The organism is Brucella sp. BE17 (assembly GCF_039545455.1).
Lineage (GTDB): Bacteria > Pseudomonadota > Alphaproteobacteria > Rhizobiales > Rhizobiaceae > Brucella.
In genome coordinates, this window is record NZ_CP154467.1 from 1,219,772 (window position 1) to 1,243,278 (window position 23,507).

A 23,507-nucleotide genomic window follows, 5' to 3' on the forward strand; every position below is an offset into this window, starting at 1 on the left:
TTTTTAGCTTGCAAACCGTCCGCCCAGATAGACGCGACGGGCGACAGAGGGTAAATAGAAGCTCTGGAGCGCGGTTCGATCTGACTTTATAAGATCGGCGCTCTCATTGTTTGATTTGACGCGCATCTTTTCCGAAAACGTTTCACACTTTTCGGGATGCGCTCTCGATAATTGGAGCGCTTTTACCCTCATGGTACAATCACGGTTTTTCTTCTCAAGCGACAAGGCGGAAGCCGAACGCATTTATGGCATTCTCGAACAGGCTTTTGAGGAAGACGGCTTTCCCGTCGCGATTACGGAAATCGATGAGGACCGCCAGATTTTTGAGGTATCCGTCTATATCGAGCACGGATTGGAGGAGGTTGCAACCCGCATTGACGCCCTTGCAGGTGCTGGAAAATTCGAGAGTGAAGAACTTCCCGACATCGACTGGGTGACGCATTCTCTGGAAGGCCTGAAGCCAGTGCGCGCCGGGCGCTTTTTCGTTTTCGGTTCCCATGATCGCGACAAGATCGAACCCGGTGATATTGCCATCGAAATCGATGCAGGTCAGGCTTTCGGCACCGGCCATCATGGCACCACGTCCGGCTGTCTGGAAATGATCGAGGAAGTGGTCGAGCGTGAACACCCGACCAATGCGCTTGATCTTGGCACCGGAAGCGCGGTTCTCGCCATTGCCATCGCCAAGCTTGCACCCATTCCGGTTCTTGCCACAGATATCGATCCGATTGCTGTCACGGTTGCGGCTGAAAATACGCTCATCAACGGTGTTTCCGAGCATATCGTTACGGCTACAGCGGAAGGTTTCGATCATCCGGTCTTTCGCTCCTATACACCTTTCGATCTCATTGTCGCCAATATCCTCGCCAACCCGCTGATGGAACTGGCACCATCGCTTAAAACGCATCTGGCGACTGGCGGCTCGATCATTCTTTCCGGCATTCTCGACAGTCAGCATGATGCGGTGTGTGCTGCCTATCAGGCGCAAGGGCTGACCCATCAAAAAACGCTGCATCGCGAAGGCTGGGTAACAATCCATCTGAAATAATACTCTAATTGATCCCATCCGTTGTGAGTGACCATCATGGCTTTTCAGACTTTTGACGTTTCAACTGACCCCGCCAATGGCGCACCGCGCGTGGCGAAATTGCGCGAAAAAATGGCCGAGCTTCGCCTCGACGGTTTTCTGGTGCCGCGTGCTGATGAGCATCAAGGCGAATATGTGCCACCGCGCGCCCAGCGCCTGGGCTGGTTGACAGGCTTTACAGGCTCGGCGGGTAGCGCGCTCATCCTCAAGGACCGCGCCTTCATTTTCGTTGATGGTCGCTATGAATTGCAGGTTCGCACACAGACGGATGCAAAAGTCTTTTCCTATGCAAGCCTCGTCACCAATCCGCCCGCACAATGGCTAAGCGAAAACGGCAAAGGTCTGACCATCGGCTTTGATCCATGGCTGCACACCATTTCCGAAGCGCAGTCGCTGCATGACGCGCTAGAAAAGCAGGGCGGCAAGCTGGTCCCGATTGCAACCAACCTTATCGATGCCATTTGGGACGACCAGCCGGAAGCGCCGCTTGCGCCTGTCACCATTCAGCCCGCACGCTTTTCCGGCCATGAAGCCATGGACAAGATCCGCGAAATGCAGGCGAAGGTGGCGGAAAGCGGCGCAGACGCGACTGTACTGACCGATCCGTCATCGGTTGCATGGGTTTTTAATATTCGTGGCAAGGACGTCTCCAACACGCCGCTTCCCTTAAGCTTTGCGATTATACCGGCAACGGGTGAGCCAGAGCTTTTCATCGATGAGCGTAAGCTTGCAATCGAACCCCGCGCCTATCTCACCCAACTGGCAAAACTTGTCCCCCCCGCCGATCTTGAAGGCAGCCTCAGCGCACGTGCGGCAAAAGGCGAAACCATTTTGCTCGATCCTCTTCTTGCCGCAGAAAAACTACGACTTGCTGTGGATTCCGCTGGCGGCAGTGTGATCGCAGGCAAGGACCCTGCCCGTCTGCCCCGTGCTATCAAGAACAACGCAGAACTGGATGGTTCCCGCGCTGCCCACAAACGTGATGGCGTGGCGATGGTTCATTTCCTGTCATGGCTCGATGCGCAGGCACCCGGCACAATCGACGAGATTTCAGCCGCACAGAGACTGGAAGAATGCCGCACAAAAATCGGGCAGGAATTCCAGATGCCGCTCGAGGACCTTTCCTTCGACACGATTTCCGGTGCTGGGCCCGATGGGGCGATCATCCATTACCGCGTCAACACCGACACCAATCGCAAGCTTGAGGATGGTGAACTTTATCTGGTTGATTCCGGCGCGCAGTATCGCGATGGCACAACGGACATCACCCGTACTATCGCTATCGGCACGATTGCGCCTGAAACCGTTCGGGCTTTCACACTTGTGCTCAAAGGCATGATCGCCATCACGACGGCGCGTTTTCCCAAAGGCACACGCGGGCAGGACATCGACGCGCTGGCCCGCATCGCATTGTGGAAAAATGGTTTCGACTATGCGCATGGCACCGGTCACGGTGTCGGCTCTTATCTCTCGGTGCATGAAGGACCGCAGAACCTCTCCAGACGCGGCGTGCAGGAACTGCTGCCCGGCATGATCCTTTCCAACGAACCCGGCTATTACAAACCCGGCGCGTTTGGCATCCGAATTGAAAACCTGATCATTGTGAAAGAAGCTGAAGTGCCAGCCGGTGGTGATCTACCGATGCTCGGTTTTGAGACTCTGACCTTCTGCCCCATTGATCGCCGCCTGATCGACACGAGCCTGCTCACGCAGGAGGAGCGGGATTGGCTTAACGCCTATCATCAAAGCGTGCGGGAAAAACTGTCCGGCCATCTGAAGCGCGATGAATGGCAATGGCTGGAAGCAGCCACCGCACCGCTTTAATCAAGCTGGAAAAAAATGGCGCAGCGCGATCAACAACGCTGCGCCTGCAAAAAACATTGTCATCAAGCCGACGCGCAGGGATAGCAACACGCAGAAGATAAGGACAATCAGCTCCCGCCAGCCATGATCCGAGGCAGGCGCAGCAACGATGGCTGTCAGCACGGCGGCAGGGACCGCATTCAATGCCGCCTCGACCCGAAAATGCAACCGGTCAAAACGAGACAGCACAAGATGACCGCCAATGCGTGTGAGATAGGTTAAAACCGCGCCCGCAGCGATGATCCAGAGCGTTGTGGACATGGCCTTACACTTCTTCCTGTTGCGGCTTGGCCAGAATGGCTGCGAGAATAACACCGACCATCGCACCCAGCGTCACATGCCATGGTGAGCCGACAAAGCGATAGGCGGCAATGGCTGCAATCGCACTGGCAACCACCACCGGCCACCAGTGTTCGCGATGGCGAAAGCTCATCACCATACCCAGAAAATAGATCGGCAGCAGAAAATCCAGCCCCAGCGCGTAAGGGTCACTGATGAGATTGCCGAAAAGCGCGCCTAGCAGCGTTTCCAGCAGCCAGCAGGTATAAATTGTCAGCCCCAGTCCCATATACCAGGCGAAACTGATTTTCTTGCCTGCCTCGCTGCGGATTTCGACTTCCGCATATTGCGGATCGACCAGCAAAAAAAATGCAATGGCTTTTTGCAGAAATGTAAAATGACCAATGCGACGGCCGACCGTTGCCGAATAAAGAACATGGCGGAAATTAACCGCAAAAATCGATAGCACGATCATCCACGGCGCAATCGATTGACCAAAAAGATCAAGCCCGACCATCTGGCTGGCTCCCGCATAAAGCGTGGCGCTCATCAGAACGGCTTCACCAATATTAAAGCCGTTATCCAGAGCAACCGCCCCGAATAAAAGGCCAAAGGGCGCACTCGCCATAACGAGGGGGACGCCGCGTTTGAAACCCGCCCAAAATTCACCCCGCGCCGAGGCTTTGACCACCTTGAAACCCTGCTCCACGCTCTGTCCCATACTCAAATCGCGTCGTTTCTAGAGCGCCGTGCGTCCTTTCGGACGCACAAATGACGCTCTAACTTATTGAATCTACGCATCGTTCTTTCCAAAAATCGGGTTCGACTTTTGGGCCGATGCTGTAGGCGGCACTCTGATTTCAATCTTCTTCACCCATTCAATCAACGGGCGGGCGCGTTCGGCAAAATCAACCAGCCGGTCTGCAAGATCGGCACAGGTGATGCTATCGGGATCAATCTCGATGCGCACCGCAAAATGCCGGTTGCGAATAGCTTGCACCAGGTCAGGCTCACTTACGGTTTCAAATCCGCGGGGGTTTCGCTTCAACCGGTCATGATCGCTGATCTGCAAGCCATTTTTCGCGAGCTTTTTGACCATGGCGCGAAACCGCTCCGGCTCATCCACGATAGCCTTGCGCAGAGCCCGCAACAGTTCCGGTCTTGGGCCCCACCACGCCACGCAGGCGTAACAATCGCGCACACCGGGCAAGCCGATGCAGACATAAAAACAGCCGCTCTCATCCCATTTGGTGCCGGAAGCCGACAGCAATGCCGACAAGTGCCGGTTATAAGGCGCCTTGTCCTTGGAAAACCGTGTATCGCGCTTGATGCGGAACTGCGATTTGACCGGATCACCGCGAAACGGCAGGCCCACTGTTGCAAAACGCGCGGTCAGTTCTTCCACGAGATGCCCAAGCGGATTTTTCAGATGGTCCTCAAACAGGTCCTTATTCTCCAGATACCATTCGCGATTCTGGTGAAAATCGAGCGCCTTGAGAAACGGGATTGCCTTGTCGCCAAATCCCTTGAACGGAGCCATCATCCTTCTCCAACCAGCGAAAACCAGTCATCTTCGCTGATGACTTCGATGCCGAGTTCTGTCGCTTTGTTGAGCTTGGACCCGGCACCCGGCCCCGCCACCACCAGATCGGTTTTCTTGGAAACCGAGCCTGCGGTCTTGGCGCCAAACCCCTCGGCCATGGCCTTGGCTTCATCGCGTGACATGCGCTCTAAACTTCCCGTAAACACCACCGTCTTGCCTTCGACCGGCGAGCCGGTCGCAACCCGTGCGGCCTCATCGAGCGGCGTTACCTCGGCGAGAAGAGCGTCCAGCACCTCGCGATTATGCGGCTCGCCATAAAAATCCACGACCGCTTCCGCGACAATCGCGCCGATTCCTTCAACGCCAAGCATATCCTGCCAGGCCTCGTTGCCTTTATCAGCGCGGTCCGCTTTTTGCGGCGGGTGCGCCGCCTTTGCTGCCTCTTCAAAAGCCGCATAGGAAACATAAGCGCGGGCAAAACGCCTGGCATTGACCTCGCCGACATGACGGATGCCGAGCGCAAACAGAAAGCGGCTCAGTGCGATCTCGCGGCGTGCATCGATGGCATCGTAGAGCTTCTTGACCGATGTTGCGCCGAAACCGTCGATGTTTTCGAGTTTCTTAAATGGCGATGCAGCCTGCCGCTTTTTCAGCGTGAAAATATCAGCGGGCGAGCGGATAGAAAGTGAGGGATCGTCGGCATGAAAGAAGAATTCAACCTGCTTTTCACCAAGACCCTCGATATCAAATGCATTGCGCGACACGAAATGCCGGATACGCTCCACGGCTTGCGCGGGACAGATCAGACCGCCCGTGCAGCGGCGCACGGCTTCGCCTTCCTCGCGCACGGCATGACTACCGCAGGCGGGGCAAAGATGCGGGAATTCATAGGCTTCTGTATCGACCGGGCGCTTTTCCAGCACCACATCGACAATCTGCGGAATGACATCACCCGCCCGCTGCACGATCACCGTATCGCCGATGCGGATGTCGCGCCCTTCGCGGATCGGCTCACCCTTCAATCCCCGACCTCGGATATAATCTTCATTATGCAGTGTCGCATTGGTGACAACGACGCCGCCGACCGTGATCGGTTCAAGCCGCGCCACAGGCGTCAAGGCACCTGTTCGACCGATCTGGATATCGATACCGCGCAAAATGGTAATTGCCTGTTCGGCGGGAAATTTATGCGCAATGGCCCAGCGCGGACTGCGCGAGCGAAATCCGAGGCGCGTCTGTAGATCAAGCCGGTCTACCTTATAGACCACGCCGTCGATGTCATAATCGAGATTGGGGCGCTCAAGACCGATAGTGCGATAATGCGCAATCAGTGCTTCGACGCTCTGAACACACTTGATCAATGGATTGACCGGAAAACCCCATTCACGAAATTTCTCAACCATGCCTGCTTGCGTATCGGCGGGCATCTTTGACATTTCACCCCACGCATAGGCAAAAAACCGGAGCTTGCGCGTAGCCGTGACTTTCGCATCGAGCTGACGCAGCGACCCTGCCGCCGTATTGCGCGGATTGACATAGGTCTGTTTGCCTTCAGCCGCCATCTGTGCATTGAGGGCCAGAAAGTCGCTTTTGGCCATATAGACTTCGCCGCGCACTTCCACCACGTCCGGCGCACCGGCCGGAAGGTGATTGGGGATTTCGGCAATGGTACGAATATTGGCGGTGACGTTTTCGCCCGTTGTGCCATCGCCCCGCGTTGCGGCACTGACCAAAACGCCGTTCTCATACCGGACCGACATGGAGAGACCGTCGATCTTGGGTTCTGCGGTAAAGGCGATGGAGTTGTCAGGCAATTGTCCAAGAAAACGATAAACGCCGCCGACAAAATCGCGCACATCCTCGTCTGAAAAAGCATTGTCGAGCGAGAGCATCGGGCGGCTATGGGTAAGCGTCGAAAACCCGGCAGCAGGAGCAGCCCCCACCCGCTGCGAAGGGCTGTCGTTACGCAGCAATTGTGGAAACCGCGCCTCGATAGCTTCATTGCGCCTTTTCAGCGCATCATAGTCGGCATCGGAAATTTCTGGCCGGTCATTGGTGTGATAAAGCGCGTCATGATGCGCGATTTCGTGCGCCAGCCGCTCCAACTCGGCACTCGCTTCCAGTTCGGTCAGTTTCTCGACTTCGATTTCGGACATTACGGGATAAAACCTGATCATTGAATCGTCTGCGACCATAGCCAAGAAATTCAGCCAAGCCTATGGCTTGCCGCCATTACAAACAAAGCTATTGCCAGAAGCTGTTTAAGCATGTCTCCCAAAAGTGGGAACCGGTTTTGGGATAAAGACATGCGTGAAAACAAAAATTTAAAGAAGCAGAGCGCTGTTTTCCGCAAGCAAACGCTCTGCCGCCTTGCGTGCTTCCTCGGTGATACTGGCACCGGCCAGCATGCGGGCGATTTCTTCCTGCCGCTCGTCCACATCGATGGCGCGGATCGAGGTCGCCATGCGATCCTCGCCAGTCGCCGATTTGGCAATCAGGAAATGGGTGGAGGCGCGGGCTGCCACCTGCGGCGCATGGGTGACGGAAAGCACCTGCACACGCGCTGACAACCGTGCCAGCCGTTGCCCGATGGCATCCGCCACGGCACCGCCCACGCCCGTGTCGATTTCATCAAACACAAGGGTGGGCGCGGAACCACGATCGGCAAGCGCAACTTTCAGCGCTAAGAGGAATCGCGAAAGTTCGCCGCCCGAGGCCACCTTCATCATCGGCCCTGCGCGGGTGCCGGGATTGGTGCGCACCCAATATTCGACGGTATCAATGCCTTCCGCAGCACGGGCTTGCGGGTCTGTGGTGATTTCCACGATGAACTCAGCCCTTTCGAGTTTCAACGCTGGAAGCTCGGCCATGACAGCAGATTTAAGATGCGCCGCCGTGTCCTTGCGCTGGTCGGACAAACGTGCTGCCACCTTGTCATAAGCAAGGCCTGTGTCACTGGCCTGTTTTTCAAGTTGGGCAAGCTTTTCCGCACCCGCATCAAGATCAGCCAGATCAGCATCCATTTTGTCGCGCAGTGCAGGCAGACCTTCAACGGAAACCGAATATTTGCGCGCTGCTGCTCGCAGCGCAAACAGCCGCTCTTCGACCTGTTCAAGAACACGCGGATCGAAATCAATCTCACGCATGGCATGGTCGATGCCATCCTGCGCCAAAGCAAGACTGTTCAACGCCTCATCAATCGCTTTGCAGACAGGCTCCAGGAGATGCGGCGCTTCGGGAATTTTGCGCTCCAGTCGGCGAACAAGGCTTGCCAATGTTGGCACAGGTGATCCCTGCCCCGACAAGAGTTCTCCGGCCTCGTTCACATCACCGGCAATCTTTTCCGACTTCATCATAAGCGCTCGGCGTTCGGCCAAGTCTTCTTCTTCACCGGGCTGCGGATCGAGCTTGGTCAGTTCCTCAACGGACGACCGCAGATAATCGCCTTCGCGCTCCGCCGCTTCCACCTTTGCGCGGTGACGCGAAAGGGCCGTTTCTGCGTCGCGCCAAGCCTTGTGGTGCTCACGCACCAAAGTCGCCTCGCCATCAAGACCACCGAAAGCATCAAGAAGGGTTCTGTGCAGATTAGTATCGATCAGCGCGCGATCATCATGCTGACCGTGGATTTCCACCAGCCTTTTGCCAAGTTCGCGCAGAAGCGCGACACTTGCTGCCTGATCGTTGATGAACACGCGGGTGCGCCCATCGCCCATCTGGAGACGACGCAGAATAACGTCGCCATCATCGTCAAAACCGTTTTCACTCAGGAAATGCCGGGCTGGATGACCGCTCGGCACATCAAAAACCGCTGTCACCTGTCCCTGATCCGCGCCATGCCGCACCAGCGAAGCGTCACCACGAGCGCCAAGCGCCAATGACAGCGAATCAAGCAGGATCGACTTGCCCGCCCCTGTCTCGCCGGTCAGCACAGACAAACCGGTCCTGAACTCGATATCGAGCCTTTCAATCAGAACGATATCGCGGATCGATAGGTGCGACAGCATATTGAGATCAGCTTACGAGCTGCCGCCGGTGATAAGCGAAGAGGCCTTGGACAACCACGAACCGCCATTCTCGCGCGGCTCAAGACCACCGCTTTGCAGCAGCTTGTAGGAATCCTTGTACCATTGGCTATCCGGGAAATTCTTGCCAAGGACAGACGCAGCCATCTGCGCTTCTGCAGTCAGGCCAAGCGCATAATAGGCTTCGACCAGACGCGCCAGCGCTTCCTCAACCTGACGGGTGTTAGAATAATCCTCGACGACGCCACGGAAGCGCTTGATAGCGGCCAGATATTCCTTGCGCTCGAGATAGTAGCGTCCGACCTGCATTTCCTTGCCGGCAAGCTGATCGCGGGCAAATCGGATTTTTGCCTTGGCATCCTCGGTATATTCAGAACCGGGGAAACGATCGACGACTTCCTGCATAGCGGCGATAGCGCGGCGGCTTGCCGCCTGATCACGCGTTACGTCCGGGATCTGTCGGAAATAGGAAAGGCCAATGATGTAATAAGCATAGGCAGATTCAGGCGAGGTCGGATAAAGCGTATTATAACGCTTGGCCATGCTGATCGCTTCTTCGTACTTGCCCTGACGGTAATTGGTGAAGGCGGCCATCACAAGCGACTTGCGCGCCCATTCCGTATAGGGATGCTGGCGGTCAACGGCAGCGAACTTTTTTGCAGCCTCTGCAAGGCGACCCGCATCAAGATTGGCAAGGCCTTCATTATAGAGCTTGTCGGCCGGCTCGATCGTATCGACATATTTGGTCAGGTCGATATCGTCGTTCTTACTGGCACAACCGGCGAGCGGGATAAGAACGGCAAGAGCGCTCGTTAACAGCGCGGTTTTCGTCATACCCGTAAATTTGAAACTCGTCATGCGGTCTCCAGCCTTCTGGCAGCATCTTATCCGTTTGAAGCAGTTCGCGCTTTTAACATCGCTGAGCGACTTCATCCATTCAAATCGTATGGCTTGAGCAATGAAAGAACCATTACCACGCCTGTTTTGGCCGTCCATAAACCATAAGAGAGCGCAATCGTCCAGCTATTCAATCGACAGATTGTAGCCGGAAAATGCCAACGGGCGGCTTCCTTGCAATACTTGACCCAAAAAACAGGTCCAATCGATATTCCTGAACGGTAATCGACTCAACTGCGATGGTGAACCGGGGAACACGGCTCAATTATGGCCGTAATACGTTACGCGCTAATTTATTAAGACGATAAAGGCGTACTTTAGAATGCTTCAACGATCTCGAATGCCGTCTCGTCGGCCAGAAGCGCCTTAACAGTTTCCGAATTCAGCCTATGACCACCGCGATAGGATCGGAAACAGCCGATAAAAGGCAGCCCCGCGAGCGCCACGTCCCCCACCGCGTCCAGCGCCTTGTGACGCACGAACTCATCCGGGAAACGTAGTCCGCCGGGGTTTACGACCGCATTATCGTCACCGATCACCAAGGAATTTTCGAGCGATGATCCCAGTGCCAGACCCGCGGCCCAAAGCCGCTCGACATCCTTCATGAAGCCGAAGGTGCGTGCACTCGACAATTCGTTGCGAAACGTCGCAGAATCCATATCGGCTGCAAATTTCTGCCGCCCGATGAGTGGAATATCAAAATCGATCTCAACCTCGAAGCGAGTCCCCGCATAAGGGATAAATTCGCCCCACGAGGTGCCCGCTTCAACCCGAACCGGCTTCAAAACACGCATGAAACGGCGTTTTGCCGAGTGGCTCACCAGACCGGCCTCGTCGAAAGCCTGCAAAAAGCGGGCCGATGTCCCGTCCATGATCGGCATTTCCGGACCATCGACTTCGACAATCAAATTATCAATGCCGAGGGATGAAATCGCCGCCATCAGATGTTCGACCGTATCGATCTTAGCGTCTTTTGGCCCCAACGACGTGCAGAGATCCGTCGCACCAATTTGCGAGACATGGGCGCGAATTGCATCCGCCTTTCCTTTGAGGTCAGAGCGCTGGAAGATAATCCCGCTATCCGCGTCAGCGGGTAAGAAAGTCACCGATGCCGGTCGACCGCCGTGAACGCCAACACCGGAAAGGGTTATCGGATGGCCAATGGTTTTCTGATATGTGCTCACCGCTCATCCCGTTCGTGCAATAATCTTATTTCCTGCCGCCTTAAATAGAGAGCGGCCAGCAACAGACAAAATCACGCTTTCTTTCATTCTATTAACAAAAAGCCCGCCTGAAACAGGCGGGCTTTTCCTATTCAGTATGAAGAAAATCAGTTCGACTGGCGGCGCAGGAAGGCCGGGATTTCGAGCTGTTCTTCTTCCGATGCCGCTGCGCGAGGCTGAGGACGACCCTGATCGTCAAGCTGTCCGCGACGCGGTGCATAGATCGAGCCTTCCTGCTGCGGGGCGCGACGCTCTGCCGGACGCATGGAAGGTTCGCGATGCTGTGCAGGCTCGAGACGCGCTGCCGGCTGTTCTTCTTCACGCCGCGCCAGACCGCCCATCAGGCGATTAAGCAGACCTTTCGGTCCACGTTCTTCCTGAACAGGTGGCTGTGGAGCACGACGAGCGGCAATCTCAGCCTGTGCCACCGGAGGGAAGTCCGAAACGGCAGGCATACGTGGTGCCGGACGCGGATCGCGGGCGGGTTCTGCCTGCATCGGCGGCTGCTGATACGGCTGCGGCTGGGCAGGCTGGGCGTGCTGCATAGGTGCACGGGCAACCGGTGCCTGCTCGAAAGCTTCTGGAGCAGGTGCCTGGAAAATGCGGCTCTGCGGACGGAAATCCGGCTGAGCAGACGCCACCGGCGCGGCCGGGGCTTCAGCTTCAGAGACTGGAGCCGCGTGGACGACAGGGGCTGCCTGACGCGGCTGCTCCATATGCGGTGGACGCAATGCACCATGCGGTGCCATCGGCTTATTCTGCGTGGCGGGCTTTACCGGCTGGCGAAATTCCAGCGGCGCAGGCGCCGCGTCTCCTTGCAGCTTGTCGATGCCGGTGGCAACGACCGATACACGGATAACACCTTCAAGACCTTCATCGAACGTCGCGCCAAGAATGATATTGGCTTCCGGATCGACTTCTTCACGGATGCGGGTCGCAGCTTCGTCAACTTCGAACAGGGTCATGTCGCGACCACCGGTGATCGAGATCAACAGGCCCTTGGCACCGCGCATCGAGGTTTCATCGAGCAGCGGATTGGCGATTGCAGCTTCTGCCGCGGCCATTGCACGGCCTTCACCCGAAGCTTCGCCCGTACCCATCATAGCCTTGCCCATTTCGCGCATCACCGAACGAACGTCGGCGAAGTCGAGATTGATGAGGCCTTCCTTGACCATCAGGTCGGTGATGCAGGCAACGCCCGAATAGAGCACCTGATCGGCCATTGCGAAAGCGTCAGCAAAGGTGGTCTTGTCGTTGGCGATGCGGAACAGGTTCTGGTTCGGAATGACAATAAGCGTATCGACGTTCTTCTGGAGATCCTCGATGCCCATATCCGCCGTCTTCATGCGGCGACCGCCTTCAAAATGGAAAGGCTTGGTGACAACGCCGACGGTGAGGATACCGCGTTCACGCGCAGCACGTGCAACCACGGGAGCAGCACCTGTGCCGGTACCGCCGCCCATACCGGCGGTGACGAAGCACATGTGGGTGCCGTTGAGGTGATCAACGATTTCGTCGATGCATTCTTCAGCAGCCGCACGACCGACTTCCGGCTGCGATCCAGCACCGAGACCCTCGGTGACAGCAGCGCCAAGCTGAATGATGCGATCAGACTTCGACATGGTCAAAGCCTGCGCGTCGGTGTTTGCCACGACAAAATCCACGCCGCGCAAACCGGCATTGATCATATTGTTGACGGCATTGCCGCCACCGCCGCCAACACCAAATACGGTGATCCGGGGCTTGAGCTCGGTGATATCCGGCTTTTGCAGATTGATAGTCATTGGTCCTTATTCCTCTTAAGCCTCGTCACCGCTTCGCCGCCGCGGTGCAGATTGGTTGTTACCCAGATGGTCACGCCCCGAAAACTTCAAAACTCACGCAATGGTCGATTACTCAAAAACTCTCTCTCAGCCATTGGCCAACGCGTTGAATACGCCCTCCTGTTCCGGTCATCAGACCGGAGGAAGCTGCTCTCACCGACCGCTCTTCAATGCCCGCAACCTGCGGATAAATCAGAAGTCCGACCGTTGCGGCAAAAGCTGCTCCCTTAGCCGCCTCAGGCAGGCCCGCTATACCGAGCGGCCGCCCAATTCGTACATTTCTTGCCAATATGCGTCTGGCCGCTTCCGGCATGCCTGGAAGCTGGCTTGCGCCACCCGTGAGCACCACACGCTTACCGACAATATGTCCAAGCCCTGACTGGTTGAGCCTGTCGCGTACCAGTTCAAGCGTTTCTTCCACGCGCGCCCGGATGATCCGCGTCAGCACCGAACGCGGATATTGATTGGGCACGTCACGCTCATCATCGCCAATCGGCGACACTGAAATCAGATCGCGGTCGTCGGCAGCACTTGGCAGCGCCGAGCCGTACATGACCTTCATGCGTTCGGCGTCTTCCATCCGTGTGGAGAAACCACGCGCCACATCCATGGTAACGTGATTGCCGCCAATGGCCACCGCATCAGCATGAATGAACTTACCTTCGGAGAATACGGAAATCGTCGTCGTACCGCCGCCCATATCGATACAGGCAGCACCCATTTCGGCTTCATCACCGACGAGTGCCGCAAGGCCGCTTGCATAAGGGGTGGCAACGATTGCTTCCACCGAAAGATGACAGCGATTGATGCAGAGTTCGAGATTACGCAACGGCGCGCTATCTGCGGTCAGCACATGCATATCAACGCCAAGGCTGTCGCCGAGCATGCCCTGCGGGTCACGAATGCCACGCTCACCATCCAGCGTGTAGCCAATGGGCAGCGAATGAACGAGATGGCGTTCAGCGGCCAGCGCCTGCTTGGCACCTGCACCCAGAACCCGGCGAATATCGGTCTGCTCGACCTCATGGCCACCAAGGTTCACGCTCGCGGTAAAGGTTTCGCTGCGCAGACGACCAGCCGAAATATTGACGATCAGGCTGTCGACCGTGAGGCCGGCCATGCGCTCCGCTGCATCGACTGCAAGACGGATTGACTGCTCGGCTGCATCGAGATCGATGATGACGCCCGATTTGACACCACGCGAACGCTGATGACCAATTCCCAGCACTTCCATGCGATGCGTGCGACCGGGAAGCAGTGCGCCACCCTCATGCGGACGCAACCGCGCAATCACGCAGGAAACCTTGCTCGAGCCAACGTCCAGAACCGTCAACAGGCGCACCTTGCGCCCTGCCGTTCCGCCTTGAGATGATCCACTTCCGCCCAGAATACTCATACGCGTTTTCCCATCCGGGCCAGCTCTTTTTTACGCTCCACCAAAAACTTTTGGCGCTGCTCCATTCCGCTTCCAGACAATTGAACCGTTACCCGGTCCTCCAGCCTGAGGTCCACCGCCAGAATATCACGGGAAAGAAGATGCTGCTTTTGCTCCAGCTTCTCGACCTGGGCCAGCGCCTTGAGAGGCTCGTTCTCCGGCAGCATGATGCGCACGCCATTATCCAGAAGCAAATCCCAGCGGCGGTCGGCGACGCGAATATAGGCACGCACCTTGCCCGCCACCGCAGGATAATTTGAGATTTCCTCGACAAATCCTTTGACGCGCTTTTCAGCGCCATGCCCCACAACCAGCGGAAGAGCATCGTAACGACCAGCACGGAAAGGAACGATTGCGTCACCATCGGCATCGATCAGCGCCAATTCCTTGCCATTTTGCCAGATAGCGAAAGCCTGACGCTCCTGCATCGAAACCTGCAAGGTGCGCGGATAAACCTTGCGCACTTCAACATTCTCAACCCACGGCAAATGCGCAATCGATTCACGCGCCGTTTCAGCACTCAGCCCCACGAGCGAGGTTTCGCCATCAAGGCCAAGCTGCCCCAGAATATCAATATCGGATGTTTCATGGTTACCAACAACACGGACATCCTCGATGGCAAAGCCAAAGGTCGAGGCCATAGTCTTTACCACGTCCTGCGAATGACCACCGGCAACCATACCGTAAAGACCTGTCGCGCTGAAAAAGCTCAACATGCCGATAGTGCCCACATGGCGCGGGATGGTGACGCCACCCTCAAACAGGCGCACAACGAAGCGAAACGGCTTGCGCAGGAAGCGTGGCAGAACAAAAGCAGCATTCATCGTGCCCGATGCATCCCGCATCGCGCCCGAGCGCTTATATCCACCAGACTTGCCGTTCAACGCAAACAAGACGCATCCTCCACAATCCAACGCAACAATTCACCGAAAGAGATACCCGCCGCATTGGCGATATCAGGCACCAAAGAGGTTGGCGTCATGCCGGGCTGCGTATTGACTTCCAGCCAAACGACCTCACCTTCCTCTGAAAAACGATCATCGAAACGGAAGTCAGAACGGCTTACGCCCCGACACCCAATTGCCTGATGCGCCATAAGGGCCATTGTTTGTATTTTTTGGTAAATATTTGGTAAAATTTTTGCCGGACACACGTGAGTTGATGCGCCTGCAACATATTTTGAATCAAAATCGTAGAACTGATGCCCCACCGGAATGATCTCACACACATCCATGGCCCGATCACCAATCACCGCGCAGGTCAATTCGCGTCCGGCGATATAGCGCTCCACCATGACTTCAGCGCCGTAATTCCACTCCGCAGAACCGATAATCTGCGGCGGATGCGCCTGATCTTCCTTGACGATGACCACACCGAAGCTTGAGCCCTCGCGCACGGGCTTCACCACGTAAGGAGGCTCCATCGGGTGCGCGGAACCAATCGCAAAACGGTCCATAATGCGCGATTGCGCCACCGTCACACCGGATGCTGCCGCCACTTTCTTGGCACGATCCTTATCCATGGCAAGGGCTGACGCCAGAACACCGGAATGGGTGTAGGGGATTTGGAGATATTCGAGAATGCCCTGAATGGCACCATCCTCACCGAATGGACCGTGCAGCGCATTAAAGGCAACATCAGGCTTCAAATCAGCAAGCACACTTGCGACATTGCGATCAACATCGATGTGCGAAACACGATAGCCAAGCTCTTCCAGGGTCGAAGCACAGGCCGCACCCGACGACAGGCTGACGGGACGCTCCGAGGAGAACCCACCCATCAAAACGGCGACGTGCTTTCCCGTCATTTCAAAAATCCCCTCTGCGCATCCCTCGCGCAATGAAACAAGACCCTCTGCACATTTCGCGCAGAGTAAAACAAGGACAGAGTCCAACCAGCCCGGCGAACCGATGACGCCAACCTTGAAATTTGCAACCGCTTTCAGTCGGGGCCTTGCAAACTTCGAGATCACGACATTGAAGCCGCAGACACCCGCTAGCCAGAAAACCCAGCCGAATCAAATCACTGTGTGGTTAACCCTAAAGAATCAGAGGATTGATTCCGTGTCCAGCCCTATCATTTAAGGGGGATCTTACAAATCGTCTGCAAAGACGAAAAAGCCCGGAATTTCAAGCCGAAATTCCGGGCAAAAATTTATCAGATTTTTCCAAGAAACGCTTCGACATGCTCGCCCTCGCGGAACAAACCGAGACGTTTTATCTCCCAATTGAGCCGAATCCCTGAATTCTCGAAAACTCTCAACCGGACCGTTTCACCCAACGTCTCCAGATCGAGGCCGGTTGCGTCACCCGTATTGATCATGAAGTTGCAGTGCATTTCCGACATCTGCGCACCACCAACGCGCAAACCGCGGCAACCGGCCTTGTCGATTTCTTTCCAGGCGGAGGTGCCTTCCGGGTTCTTGAAAGTCGATCCGCCAGTCTTCTCGCGCACCGGTTGCACGGTTTCACGATGGTGCTGCACCGCGTCCATCGCCTCTTTGATGTCCTCTGGTTCACCGGGCACGCCTTCAAAAAGGGCGGATGTAAAAATCAGATCAGGTGCGACCGATGAATGACGATAGGCATAGCCCATCTCGGCATTGGAAAGGACATGGATATCGCCCATGCGATCGAGCGCGCGCACCTCAACCACACGCTCGCGCGTTTCAACGCCATTGGCGCCTGCATTCATACGCAAAGCGCCGCCAAGACCACCAGGAATGCCATGATAGAAATGAAAGCCCGCAAGGCCCGCATCAAGGGCTGCTGCAGCCAGACGCTTGTCGGGCGTTGCGGTGCCAGCACGCAATTGCGTATCTGACACACGCGCCACCTCGCCAAAGCCTTTGGCCGACAAGCGCACCACAAACCCTGGAATACCGCCGTCGCGCACCAGAAGATTGGAGCCAATGCCAACCACGAGGATAGGAATGTCCTCCGGTACAGCTTTGAGGAACATCGAAAGGTCTTCTTCATCAGCAGGCTGGAACAAAACCTGTGCCGGACCGCCGGTCCGAAACCATGTGATCTTGTCCATGCCCGTATCGGGCATCAGCTTGCCACGCAGGCCAGACAGCCTGCCTTCAAGCTTCTTGAGAAGCGCTTCGCCGCTTTGCATCTCGGCCATTACTTCTTACCCTGTTCAGCCAGTTCATTTGGCAAGGCATAGGCCCATTGCGTAATATTCCCAGCACCAAGGCAGATGACAAAATCACCGGGTTCGGCAATGGATGCAACCAGCGGCGCAATCTGTTCCGGCGCACTCACATAGCGTGCATCGCGATGTCCGGCAGTCTTTATACGGGAAACCAGTTCTTCCGAATTCACGCCCTCGATCGGTTCCTCGCCTGCCGTATAGACCGGCGTGACGATGATCGTGTCAGCATCGTTAAAGCAGGCGGCAAACTCGTCAAACAGGTCGTGTAAACGCGAATAACGGTGCGGCTGGGCAATGGCGATTACACGGCCCTTGGTCGCTTCACGCCCCGCTTTGAGCACGGCGCGAATTTCAACGGGATGGTGACCGTAATCGTCAAAAATCTCCACATTGTTCCACGAGCCTGTGTGGGTAAAGCGCCGCTTCACGCCGCCAAACGAACCAAGGCCTCTGCGAATATCGTCAGCGGACATGCCCAGCTCATGCGCGACGGCAATCGCAGCCGTCGCATTGGAGACGTTGTGCAAGCCCGGCATAGGCAGTCGCAGATCCTTAATCTCAATCGTCTCGTCCTTGCGCGAACGGATCAGCACATCGAACAGATTGGTAGCCCCTTCCATGCGCTGATTGACAAAGCGCACATCGGCCTGCGGGTTCTGCCCATACGTTATGATACGGCGATCCTCGATACGGCTAACCAGCGCCTGCACTTCCGGGTGATCGAGGCACATGACGCCGAAACCATAAAATGGTACATTTTCGACGAATTGCCGGAAAGCACCGCGCACATTGTCGAAACTGCCGTAATGATCGAGATGCTCAGGGTCGATATTGGTGATGACCGCAATATCGGCAGGAAGCTTCAAAAACGTGCCGTCGCTCTCATCGGCTTCCACCACCATCCAGTCGCCATCGCCCATGCGGGCATTGGTGCCATAGGCATTGATGATACCGCCATTGATCACGGTCGGATCAAGATGACCTGCATCAAGAAGGGCTGCGACCATGGAGGTCGTCGTCGTCTTGCCATGGGTGCCGCCAATAGCGACCGCACGGCGGAAACGCATCAACTCGGCCAGCATCTCGGCACGGCGCACGATGGGTAGAAGTTTTTCACGTGCTGCGACCAGTTCAGGATTGTTTTTCTTGATGGCCGTCGAGACGACAAGCACTTCCGCCTCGCCGAGGTTCTCTGCCTTATGTCCGACGAAAACCTCGATGCCCTTCTCACGCAGGCGTTGCACATTGGCGCTGTCCGACTGATCCGACCCTTGCACCTTATAGCCAAGATTGTGCAGCACTTCCGCAATGCCGCTCATGCCGATGCCGCCAATGCCCACGAAATGGACGAGCCCGATGTTCAGCGGCATTTTCATGGCCGGTTTCCTCTCTTGAATTCCTGAACTGATTTGCCTGCTGCAATAGCCTCTGCGAGATCGGCAAGCAACTGTGCCGCATTCGGTTTGCCCACGCTTTTGGCAGCCTGCGCCTGCGCTTCTAGCCGTTCCGGCTCGTTCATGGCCGATTGGATAAGTGCTGCAAGACGCTCTGGCGAAAGTTCCGACTGCCGCACCACTTCGCCGCCGCCAGCAGCTTTAAGTGCTAGCGCATTGGCCGCCTGATCGTGGTCGAGCGCATGCGGAAACGGCACCAGAATGGCCGGACGCCCGATCACCGTGATTTCCGAAACCGTCGATGCGCCTGAACGCGAAATGACAAAATGCGCCTCAGCAATACGTGCGGGCATATCATTGAAGAACGGAGCAACATCTGCAGGAACACCAAGTTTGGCATAGGCTTCACGCACGGATGCCTCATCTTCCCTGCGTGCCTGCTGCGTGATCAACAACCGTGCGCGTTCTTTTTCAGGCAAAAGCGCTATTGCGGCGGGCAAGGAATGCGAAAAGAACTGTGCGCCCTGACTGCCGCCAAAAATCAGCAGATGAAAGCGCTCATCGGCTTTTGCGGGCCTGTAGGCCGTCTCGGCAGCGCTCAGGACCGGCGGACGCACCGGGTTGCCGGTCGTGACGATTTTTGATGAAAAAGCACTATTCGTTTCAGGCAGGAAGCCGCCTGCAATGGCTTTCACGCGAGCAGCCAATCCCTTGTTGGCGCGGCCCATAACGGCGTTTTGCTCATGTACCATGGTGGGAATATTCATACGGCTTGCCGCATAAAGCGGCGGCAGCGTCGGATAACCGCCGAACCCTACGACGAGTTTGGGCTTCAAGCGGCGAAAAAGTTTTCTCGAATCGAGATTTCCCTGCCATAGCGCCCGAAACGTTTTGAGAAGGGCAATAGGGTTTTTACCCGTAACCGTTGCCGAACGGATCACATGGACGTGGGCTTGATCAAAGGCGCCGGCAAAGCGTTGCGCACGTGCATCCGTCGCCAGATGCACATCATATCCACGTGCCTTCAACTCGTGGGCAAGAGCCTCCGCCGGGAATAGATGCCCGCCAGTGCCGCCTGCGGCCAGAACGATGGTCTCTTTACTCATATCTGCCTCACAAAGCCGGAAAGCGTTCGCCGATACCAAGCGTCTGCGACATGCGTGCTTCGGGCCTGCGGCGCGTCAGAGCCAAAAGCATGCCCATGGTAATGGCAATCGCCACCAGCGACGAACCGCCATAGGAAATGAACGGCAAGGTCATGCCTTTGGCGGGCATCAGGTGGAGGTTCACTGCCATATTGATAATCGACTGGAACCCGAACAGGATCACAATGCCCGACACCGCAAGTCGCGTGAAGGCGTCGCGCTCGCGCAATGCAATCGAAAGCCCACGTACCACGATGAAAGCAAACAGCAGCATGATGAGAAGGCAAAGGATAATGCCATATTCTTCCGCTGCCACTGAAAAGATAAAGTCGGTATGGCTGTCGGGAATGATACGTTTAACCGTGCCTTCGCCCGGCCCCTGCCCGAACCAGCCGCCACGCAGGATCGCCTCGCGTCCAGCATCGACCTGAAACGTGTCGCCCTCGCCCGTCATGAAGCGGTTGATACGGCCTGCCACGTGATCGAACATCAAATAGGCACCAAAGGCACCAAATACCGCAAGTCCGCCTAGCATCAATATCCAGAACAGCGGTAGCCCCGCAAGAAAGAACATTGCACCCCATGTACCGGTGGTAAGCATGGTCTGCCCAAGATCAGGCTGGAGCACAAGAAGCCCAACCGTCACGCAAAACAGCAACATGGCGAGGAAATAGCCCGGCATTTCGCCGCCGCGCTCACGCTCGGAAAAAAGCCATGCGCAGACGACCACGAAAGCAGGCTTCATGAATTCGGACGGCTGAATGGAAATGCCCAAGATCGAAACCCAGCGCCGCGCACCCTTGACCTCGATACCAAAAAACAGCGCTGCGACCATAAGAACAAGCGAAATGCCAAGCAAAATCAATGCGAAGCGCCGCACCTGTCGCTGTGACAGGAACGAAACGCCGATCATGACGGCGATTGCCGGCACCATGAAGAAAATCTGCCGCTCCACGAAATGAAAGCCATCAAGCCCGATACGCTGCGCCACGGCAGGACTTGCGGCAAAGGAGAGCAGAATGCCAAGCCCCATCAGGGCAAGACATGCAGCCAGAAAGAAACGGTCGATTGTCCACCACCAGTTGGCAACGGCACCACGGTCAACACGACTTACCATTAGCTTTCCCCTCCAATTGAGACGACGCCGGGCAGCGACAACACGGCGGTGCGAAACGCATCCCCACGCTTTTCAAAATTCTGGAACTGATCGAAGCTTGCGCAGGCAGGAGACAGCAGAACCACCGGCTCGCTTGCCGCATCATTGCCCGCATCGCGCGCGGCATGTTCAACGGCAATTGCCAGCGTGTCAGAAATCTCGAACGCGACCCCATCACCGAGGGCTGCCGCAAATTGTGCCGCCGCTTCACCGATGAGATAAGCTTTGGCAATGCGCGGGAAAAAGCCCGCAAGCGAAGCGATCCCGCCGGATTTCGGAACCCCTCCGGCAATCCAGTAAATATTTTTGGCAAAAGACGACAGAGCCGGTGCCGTAGCTTCGGCATTGGTTGCCTTGGAATCATTGACGAACAGCACCTTGCCGCGTTTTCCCACCTGCTCCATACGATGCGCAAGACCGGGAAAACTTTTCAGCCCCGCACGGATTTCTTCGAGGCTCAAGCCCACCGCGAGACAGGAAACGATTGCGGCAAGCGCATTCTGCGCATTGTGCGCACCGCGCAGCGAACCGATCCCTTCAAGCGTTGCCAGCTCCGAAACCGCACCATCCTCAGCATGGAACAGGTTTGAACCTTCGGCAAAATAACCGTTTTCAAGGTGCTTTTCTTTGGAAATCCGCTCGACATTCACGCCCTGCGCCGCCAGTTTTTCGGCAATCGCCATGCAATAAAGATCGTCCACGCCGACAATAGCCGTCCCGCTTTTCGCAACCAGCCGCTCCTTGATCGCAGCATAGTTTTCCATCGAACCATGCCGGTCGAGGTGATCGGGCGTCAGGTTTAAAAGAATACCTGCCGTCGGATTGAGCGATGGTGCCAGATCGACCTGATAAGACGAGCATTCGATCACATAAAAACGATTCCGTGCGGGCGGATCGAGTGTCAGTATGGCGGTTCCGATATTGCCGCCAAGCTGCATATCGCGACCTGACGCCTTGATGATATGGGCAATCAGCGCCGTGGTGGTGGATTTACCATTGGTGCCGGTAATGGCCACAAACGGACAATCGGGCGCAACCTTGTTGCGCTCCCGCACGAACAATTCCACATCGCCGATGATTTCAACATCTGCCGCCCTTGCAAGATCGACGCTCCAGTGGGGCTTCGGGTGCGTCAAAGGCACGCCAGGCGACAACACGAAGGCATCGAACTGCGACCAGTCGGCCTTTTTGAGATCGCCAGTGGCAATACCAGCGCTCTGCGCACGCGCAACACTGTCGGGATTGTCATCCCAGGCGATAATCCTTGCGCCGCCCGCGACAATAGCTTTTGCCGTGGCAATACCCGACCCACCCAATCCGAAGAGCGCGACAGTCTTGTGTTCAAGAGCGGTGATCGGGATCATTTCTGTGGCCTGTTACCTGAGCTTCAATGTCGAAAGGCCGATCATGGCGAGAATAATCGCGACGATCCAGAAGCGGATCACCACCTGACTTTCCGTCCAGCCCTTCTTTTCAAAGTGATGATGGATCGGTGCCATCAGGAAGACGCGCTTGCCCGTCATCTTGAAGGATGCGACCTGAATGATGACCGACATCGCCTCAACCACGAACAGTCCGCCAATGATGGCCAGAACGATTTCGTGCTTTGTAGCAACAGCCACAGTGCCAAGCATACCGCCCAGCGCCAGCGATCCGGTATCGCCCATGAAAATCGCGGCGGGCGGCGCATTGAACCAGAGGAAGCCAAGGCCAGCGCCGATCACAGCGCCCAAGACCACGGCAAGTTCGCCCGTGCCCGGAACAAAGTGGATTTGCAGATAATCAGCAAAGATCGCATTACCGGAAAGATAGGCGATGAAGCCGAAGGAGGCGGCCGCAACCATCACCGGCACGATGGCCAGACCGTCAAGCCCATCAGTCAGGTTGACCGCATTGCCCGCGCCGACCATGACGAATGCCGCGAACGGAATGAAGAACCAGCCGAGATTGAACACGAACTGTTTGACAAAGGGGAAAGTCAGCGATGAAGAGAACGGCTCCTGCCCTGCCCGCATGATGATAAAGGCGGCAATGGCAGCAATCAGAAACTCGATTCCAAGTCGCGCCTTGCCTGAAAAGCCCTTATCAGACTGTTTGGTGACTTTAAGGTAATCGTCATAAAAGCCGATTGCACCGAAACCCACCGTCACCATAAGCACGACCCAGACATAGACGCTTGCGAGATTGGCCCAGAAAAAACACGACACCAGAATGCCGGTCATGATCATCAGCCCACCCATTGTGGGGGTGCCAGCCTTCTTGAAATGGGTCTGCGGTCCATCGGCGCGGATCGGCTGGCCCTTGCCCTGCCGCGTGCGCAACGAATTGATGATCGCAGGTCCAAACAGGAACACGATCAAAGCCGAGGTGATCATCGCTCCGCCGGTTCGGAATGTGATGTAACGAAACACATTCAACGGTGTCATGTGTTCGGCAAAAGCGGTAAGCATCATTAACATATGAGAAAGACCCCTCGAAAAC

At 56.2% G+C, this 23,507-nt stretch carries 19 protein-coding genes; 2 read left to right on the forward strand and 17 right to left on the reverse strand.

Translation table 11 applies throughout. The annotated features are described in order from the left end of the window. The first annotated feature begins 190 nt into the window (after nucleotides 1-190). Nucleotides 191-1,048, forward strand: a complete 858-nt coding sequence (locus tag AAIB41_RS05940; RefSeq protein WP_343312327.1) for a 50S ribosomal protein L11 methyltransferase — start codon at nucleotides 191-193, stop codon at nucleotides 1,046-1,048. Between the two features lie 36 nt (nucleotides 1,049-1,084). Continuing rightward, nucleotides 1,085-2,911 (forward strand): aminopeptidase P family protein, encoded by a 1,827-nt coding sequence (locus AAIB41_RS05945; protein WP_343312328.1) that lies wholly within the window; start codon nucleotides 1,085-1,087, stop codon nucleotides 2,909-2,911. Here the strand turns inward: AAIB41_RS05945 and AAIB41_RS05950 are convergent, their stop codons facing one another. The 17 genes from AAIB41_RS05950 to mraY all read right to left on the reverse strand — a co-directional run bounded on the left by AAIB41_RS05950 (nucleotide 2,912) and on the right by mraY (nucleotide 23,485). Continuing rightward, nucleotides 2,912-3,211 (reverse strand): AzlD domain-containing protein, encoded by a 300-nt coding sequence (locus AAIB41_RS05950; RefSeq protein ID WP_343312329.1) that lies wholly within the window; start codon nucleotides 3,209-3,211, stop codon nucleotides 2,912-2,914. A gap of 4 nt (nucleotides 3,212-3,215) precedes the next feature. Then, nucleotides 3,216-3,950, reverse strand: a complete 735-nt coding sequence (locus AAIB41_RS05955; protein ID WP_343312330.1) for an AzlC family ABC transporter permease — start codon at nucleotides 3,948-3,950, stop codon at nucleotides 3,216-3,218. Nucleotides 3,951-4,022: 72 nt separating this feature from the next. Then, on the reverse strand, nucleotides 4,023-4,769 hold the full coding sequence (locus AAIB41_RS05960) for a TIGR02453 family protein (protein ID WP_343314681.1): 747 nt from the start codon (nucleotides 4,767-4,769) through the stop codon (nucleotides 4,023-4,025). Next, nucleotides 4,769-6,928 (reverse strand): NAD-dependent DNA ligase LigA, encoded by a 2,160-nt coding sequence (ligA, locus tag AAIB41_RS05965; RefSeq protein WP_343312331.1) that lies wholly within the window; start codon nucleotides 6,926-6,928, stop codon nucleotides 4,769-4,771. The genes AAIB41_RS05960 and ligA overlap by 1 nt, the downstream gene beginning before the upstream one ends. Nucleotides 6,929-7,096: 168 nt before the next feature. Continuing rightward, nucleotides 7,097-8,776, reverse strand: a complete 1,680-nt coding sequence (recN, locus tag AAIB41_RS05970) for a DNA repair protein RecN (protein ID WP_343312332.1) — start codon at nucleotides 8,774-8,776, stop codon at nucleotides 7,097-7,099. A 12-nt stretch (nucleotides 8,777-8,788) separates the two neighbouring features. Further along, nucleotides 8,789-9,652, reverse strand: a complete 864-nt coding sequence (locus AAIB41_RS05975; protein WP_343312334.1) for an outer membrane protein assembly factor BamD — start codon at nucleotides 9,650-9,652, stop codon at nucleotides 8,789-8,791. Between the two features lie 356 nt (nucleotides 9,653-10,008). Continuing rightward, nucleotides 10,009-10,875 (reverse strand): UDP-3-O-acyl-N-acetylglucosamine deacetylase, encoded by an 867-nt coding sequence (gene lpxC, locus AAIB41_RS05980; protein WP_343312335.1) that lies wholly within the window; start codon nucleotides 10,873-10,875, stop codon nucleotides 10,009-10,011. 146 nt (nucleotides 10,876-11,021) lie between these two features. Next, the gene (gene ftsZ, locus AAIB41_RS05985; RefSeq protein WP_343312336.1) at nucleotides 11,022-12,698 is read right to left on the reverse strand and encodes a cell division protein FtsZ; all 1,677 of its coding nucleotides are present in this window, start codon (nucleotides 12,696-12,698) and stop codon (nucleotides 11,022-11,024) included. A gap of 112 nt (nucleotides 12,699-12,810) precedes the next feature. Then, the gene (gene ftsA / locus AAIB41_RS05990) at nucleotides 12,811-14,133 is read right to left on the reverse strand and encodes a cell division protein FtsA (RefSeq protein WP_343312337.1); all 1,323 of its coding nucleotides are present in this window, start codon (nucleotides 14,131-14,133) and stop codon (nucleotides 12,811-12,813) included. Then, nucleotides 14,130-15,065, reverse strand: a complete 936-nt coding sequence (locus AAIB41_RS05995) for a cell division protein FtsQ/DivIB (protein WP_343312338.1) — start codon at nucleotides 15,063-15,065, stop codon at nucleotides 14,130-14,132. The genes ftsA and AAIB41_RS05995 overlap by 4 nt, the downstream gene beginning before the upstream one ends. Continuing rightward, nucleotides 15,053-15,979: a D-alanine--D-alanine ligase gene (locus AAIB41_RS06000; protein ID WP_343312339.1), complete on the reverse strand. Its 927-nt coding sequence runs from the start codon at nucleotides 15,977-15,979 to the stop codon at nucleotides 15,053-15,055. Before AAIB41_RS06000 ends, AAIB41_RS05995 begins: the two co-directional genes overlap by 13 nt. A gap of 350 nt (nucleotides 15,980-16,329) precedes the next feature. Then, nucleotides 16,330-17,292, reverse strand: a complete 963-nt coding sequence (murB, locus tag AAIB41_RS06005; protein WP_343314682.1) for a UDP-N-acetylmuramate dehydrogenase — start codon at nucleotides 17,290-17,292, stop codon at nucleotides 16,330-16,332. 8 nt (nucleotides 17,293-17,300) lie between these two features. Next, nucleotides 17,301-18,707, reverse strand: coding sequence for a UDP-N-acetylmuramate--L-alanine ligase (gene murC, locus AAIB41_RS06010; RefSeq protein ID WP_343312340.1), 1,407 nt, complete (start codon nucleotides 18,705-18,707; stop codon nucleotides 17,301-17,303). After that, nucleotides 18,704-19,831, reverse strand: a complete 1,128-nt coding sequence (gene murG, locus AAIB41_RS06015; RefSeq protein ID WP_343312341.1) for an undecaprenyldiphospho-muramoylpentapeptide beta-N-acetylglucosaminyltransferase — start codon at nucleotides 19,829-19,831, stop codon at nucleotides 18,704-18,706. The genes murC and murG overlap by 4 nt, the downstream gene beginning before the upstream one ends. 7 nt (nucleotides 19,832-19,838) lie before the next feature. Continuing rightward, nucleotides 19,839-20,987, reverse strand: coding sequence for a putative lipid II flippase FtsW (gene ftsW, locus AAIB41_RS06020; RefSeq protein WP_343312342.1), 1,149 nt, complete (start codon nucleotides 20,985-20,987; stop codon nucleotides 19,839-19,841). Next, nucleotides 20,987-22,390, reverse strand: a complete 1,404-nt coding sequence (gene murD, locus AAIB41_RS06025; protein ID WP_343312343.1) for a UDP-N-acetylmuramoyl-L-alanine--D-glutamate ligase — start codon at nucleotides 22,388-22,390, stop codon at nucleotides 20,987-20,989. Before murD ends, ftsW begins: the two co-directional genes overlap by 1 nt. A 12-nt stretch (nucleotides 22,391-22,402) precedes the next feature. Further along, nucleotides 22,403-23,485, reverse strand: coding sequence for a phospho-N-acetylmuramoyl-pentapeptide-transferase (mraY, locus tag AAIB41_RS06030; protein WP_343312344.1), 1,083 nt, complete (start codon nucleotides 23,483-23,485; stop codon nucleotides 22,403-22,405). Nucleotides 23,486-23,507: the final 22 nt, after the last annotated feature.

Bases quoted from the DNA above. Each gene is read 5' to 3' on its own strand.
- murD (WP_343312343.1), bottom strand. From the start codon at position 22,390: ATGATCCCGATCACCGCTCTTGAACACAAGACTGTCGCGCTCTTCGGA.
- AAIB41_RS05975 (WP_343312334.1), bottom strand. From the start codon at position 9,652: ATGACGAGTTTCAAATTTACGGGTATGACGAAAACCGCGCTGTTAACG.
- ftsA (WP_343312337.1), bottom strand. From the start codon at position 14,133: ATGAGTATTCTGGGCGGAAGTGGATCATCTCAAGGCGGAACGGCAGGG.
- ftsZ (WP_343312336.1), bottom strand. From the start codon at position 12,698: ATGACTATCAATCTGCAAAAGCCGGATATCACCGAGCTCAAGCCCCGG.
- AAIB41_RS05945 (WP_343312328.1), top strand. From the start codon at position 1,085: ATGGCTTTTCAGACTTTTGACGTTTCAACTGACCCCGCCAATGGCGCA.
- murC (WP_343312340.1), bottom strand. From the start codon at position 18,707: ATGAAAATGCCGCTGAACATCGGGCTCGTCCATTTCGTGGGCATTGGC.
- AAIB41_RS06000 (WP_343312339.1), bottom strand. From the start codon at position 15,979: ATGACGGGAAAGCACGTCGCCGTTTTGATGGGTGGGTTCTCCTCGGAG.
- AAIB41_RS05950 (WP_343312329.1), bottom strand. From the start codon at position 3,211: ATGTCCACAACGCTCTGGATCATCGCTGCGGGCGCGGTTTTAACCTAT.
- AAIB41_RS05960 (WP_343314681.1), bottom strand. From the start codon at position 4,769: ATGGCTCCGTTCAAGGGATTTGGCGACAAGGCAATCCCGTTTCTCAAG.
- recN (WP_343312332.1), bottom strand. From the start codon at position 8,776: ATGCTGTCGCACCTATCGATCCGCGATATCGTTCTGATTGAAAGGCTC.
- AAIB41_RS05955 (WP_343312330.1), bottom strand. From the start codon at position 3,950: ATGGGACAGAGCGTGGAGCAGGGTTTCAAGGTGGTCAAAGCCTCGGCG.
- AAIB41_RS05940 (WP_343312327.1), top strand. From the start codon at position 191: ATGGTACAATCACGGTTTTTCTTCTCAAGCGACAAGGCGGAAGCCGAA.
- mraY (WP_343312344.1), bottom strand. From the start codon at position 23,485: ATGTTAATGATGCTTACCGCTTTTGCCGAACACATGACACCGTTGAAT.
- ligA (WP_343312331.1), bottom strand. From the start codon at position 6,928: ATGTCCGAAATCGAAGTCGAGAAACTGACCGAACTGGAAGCGAGTGCC.
- murB (WP_343314682.1), bottom strand. From the start codon at position 17,292: ATGCAAAGCGGCGAAGCGCTTCTCAAGAAGCTTGAAGGCAGGCTGTCT.
- ftsW (WP_343312342.1), bottom strand. From the start codon at position 20,987: ATGGTAAGTCGTGTTGACCGTGGTGCCGTTGCCAACTGGTGGTGGACA.
- murG (WP_343312341.1), bottom strand. From the start codon at position 19,831: ATGAGTAAAGAGACCATCGTTCTGGCCGCAGGCGGCACTGGCGGGCAT.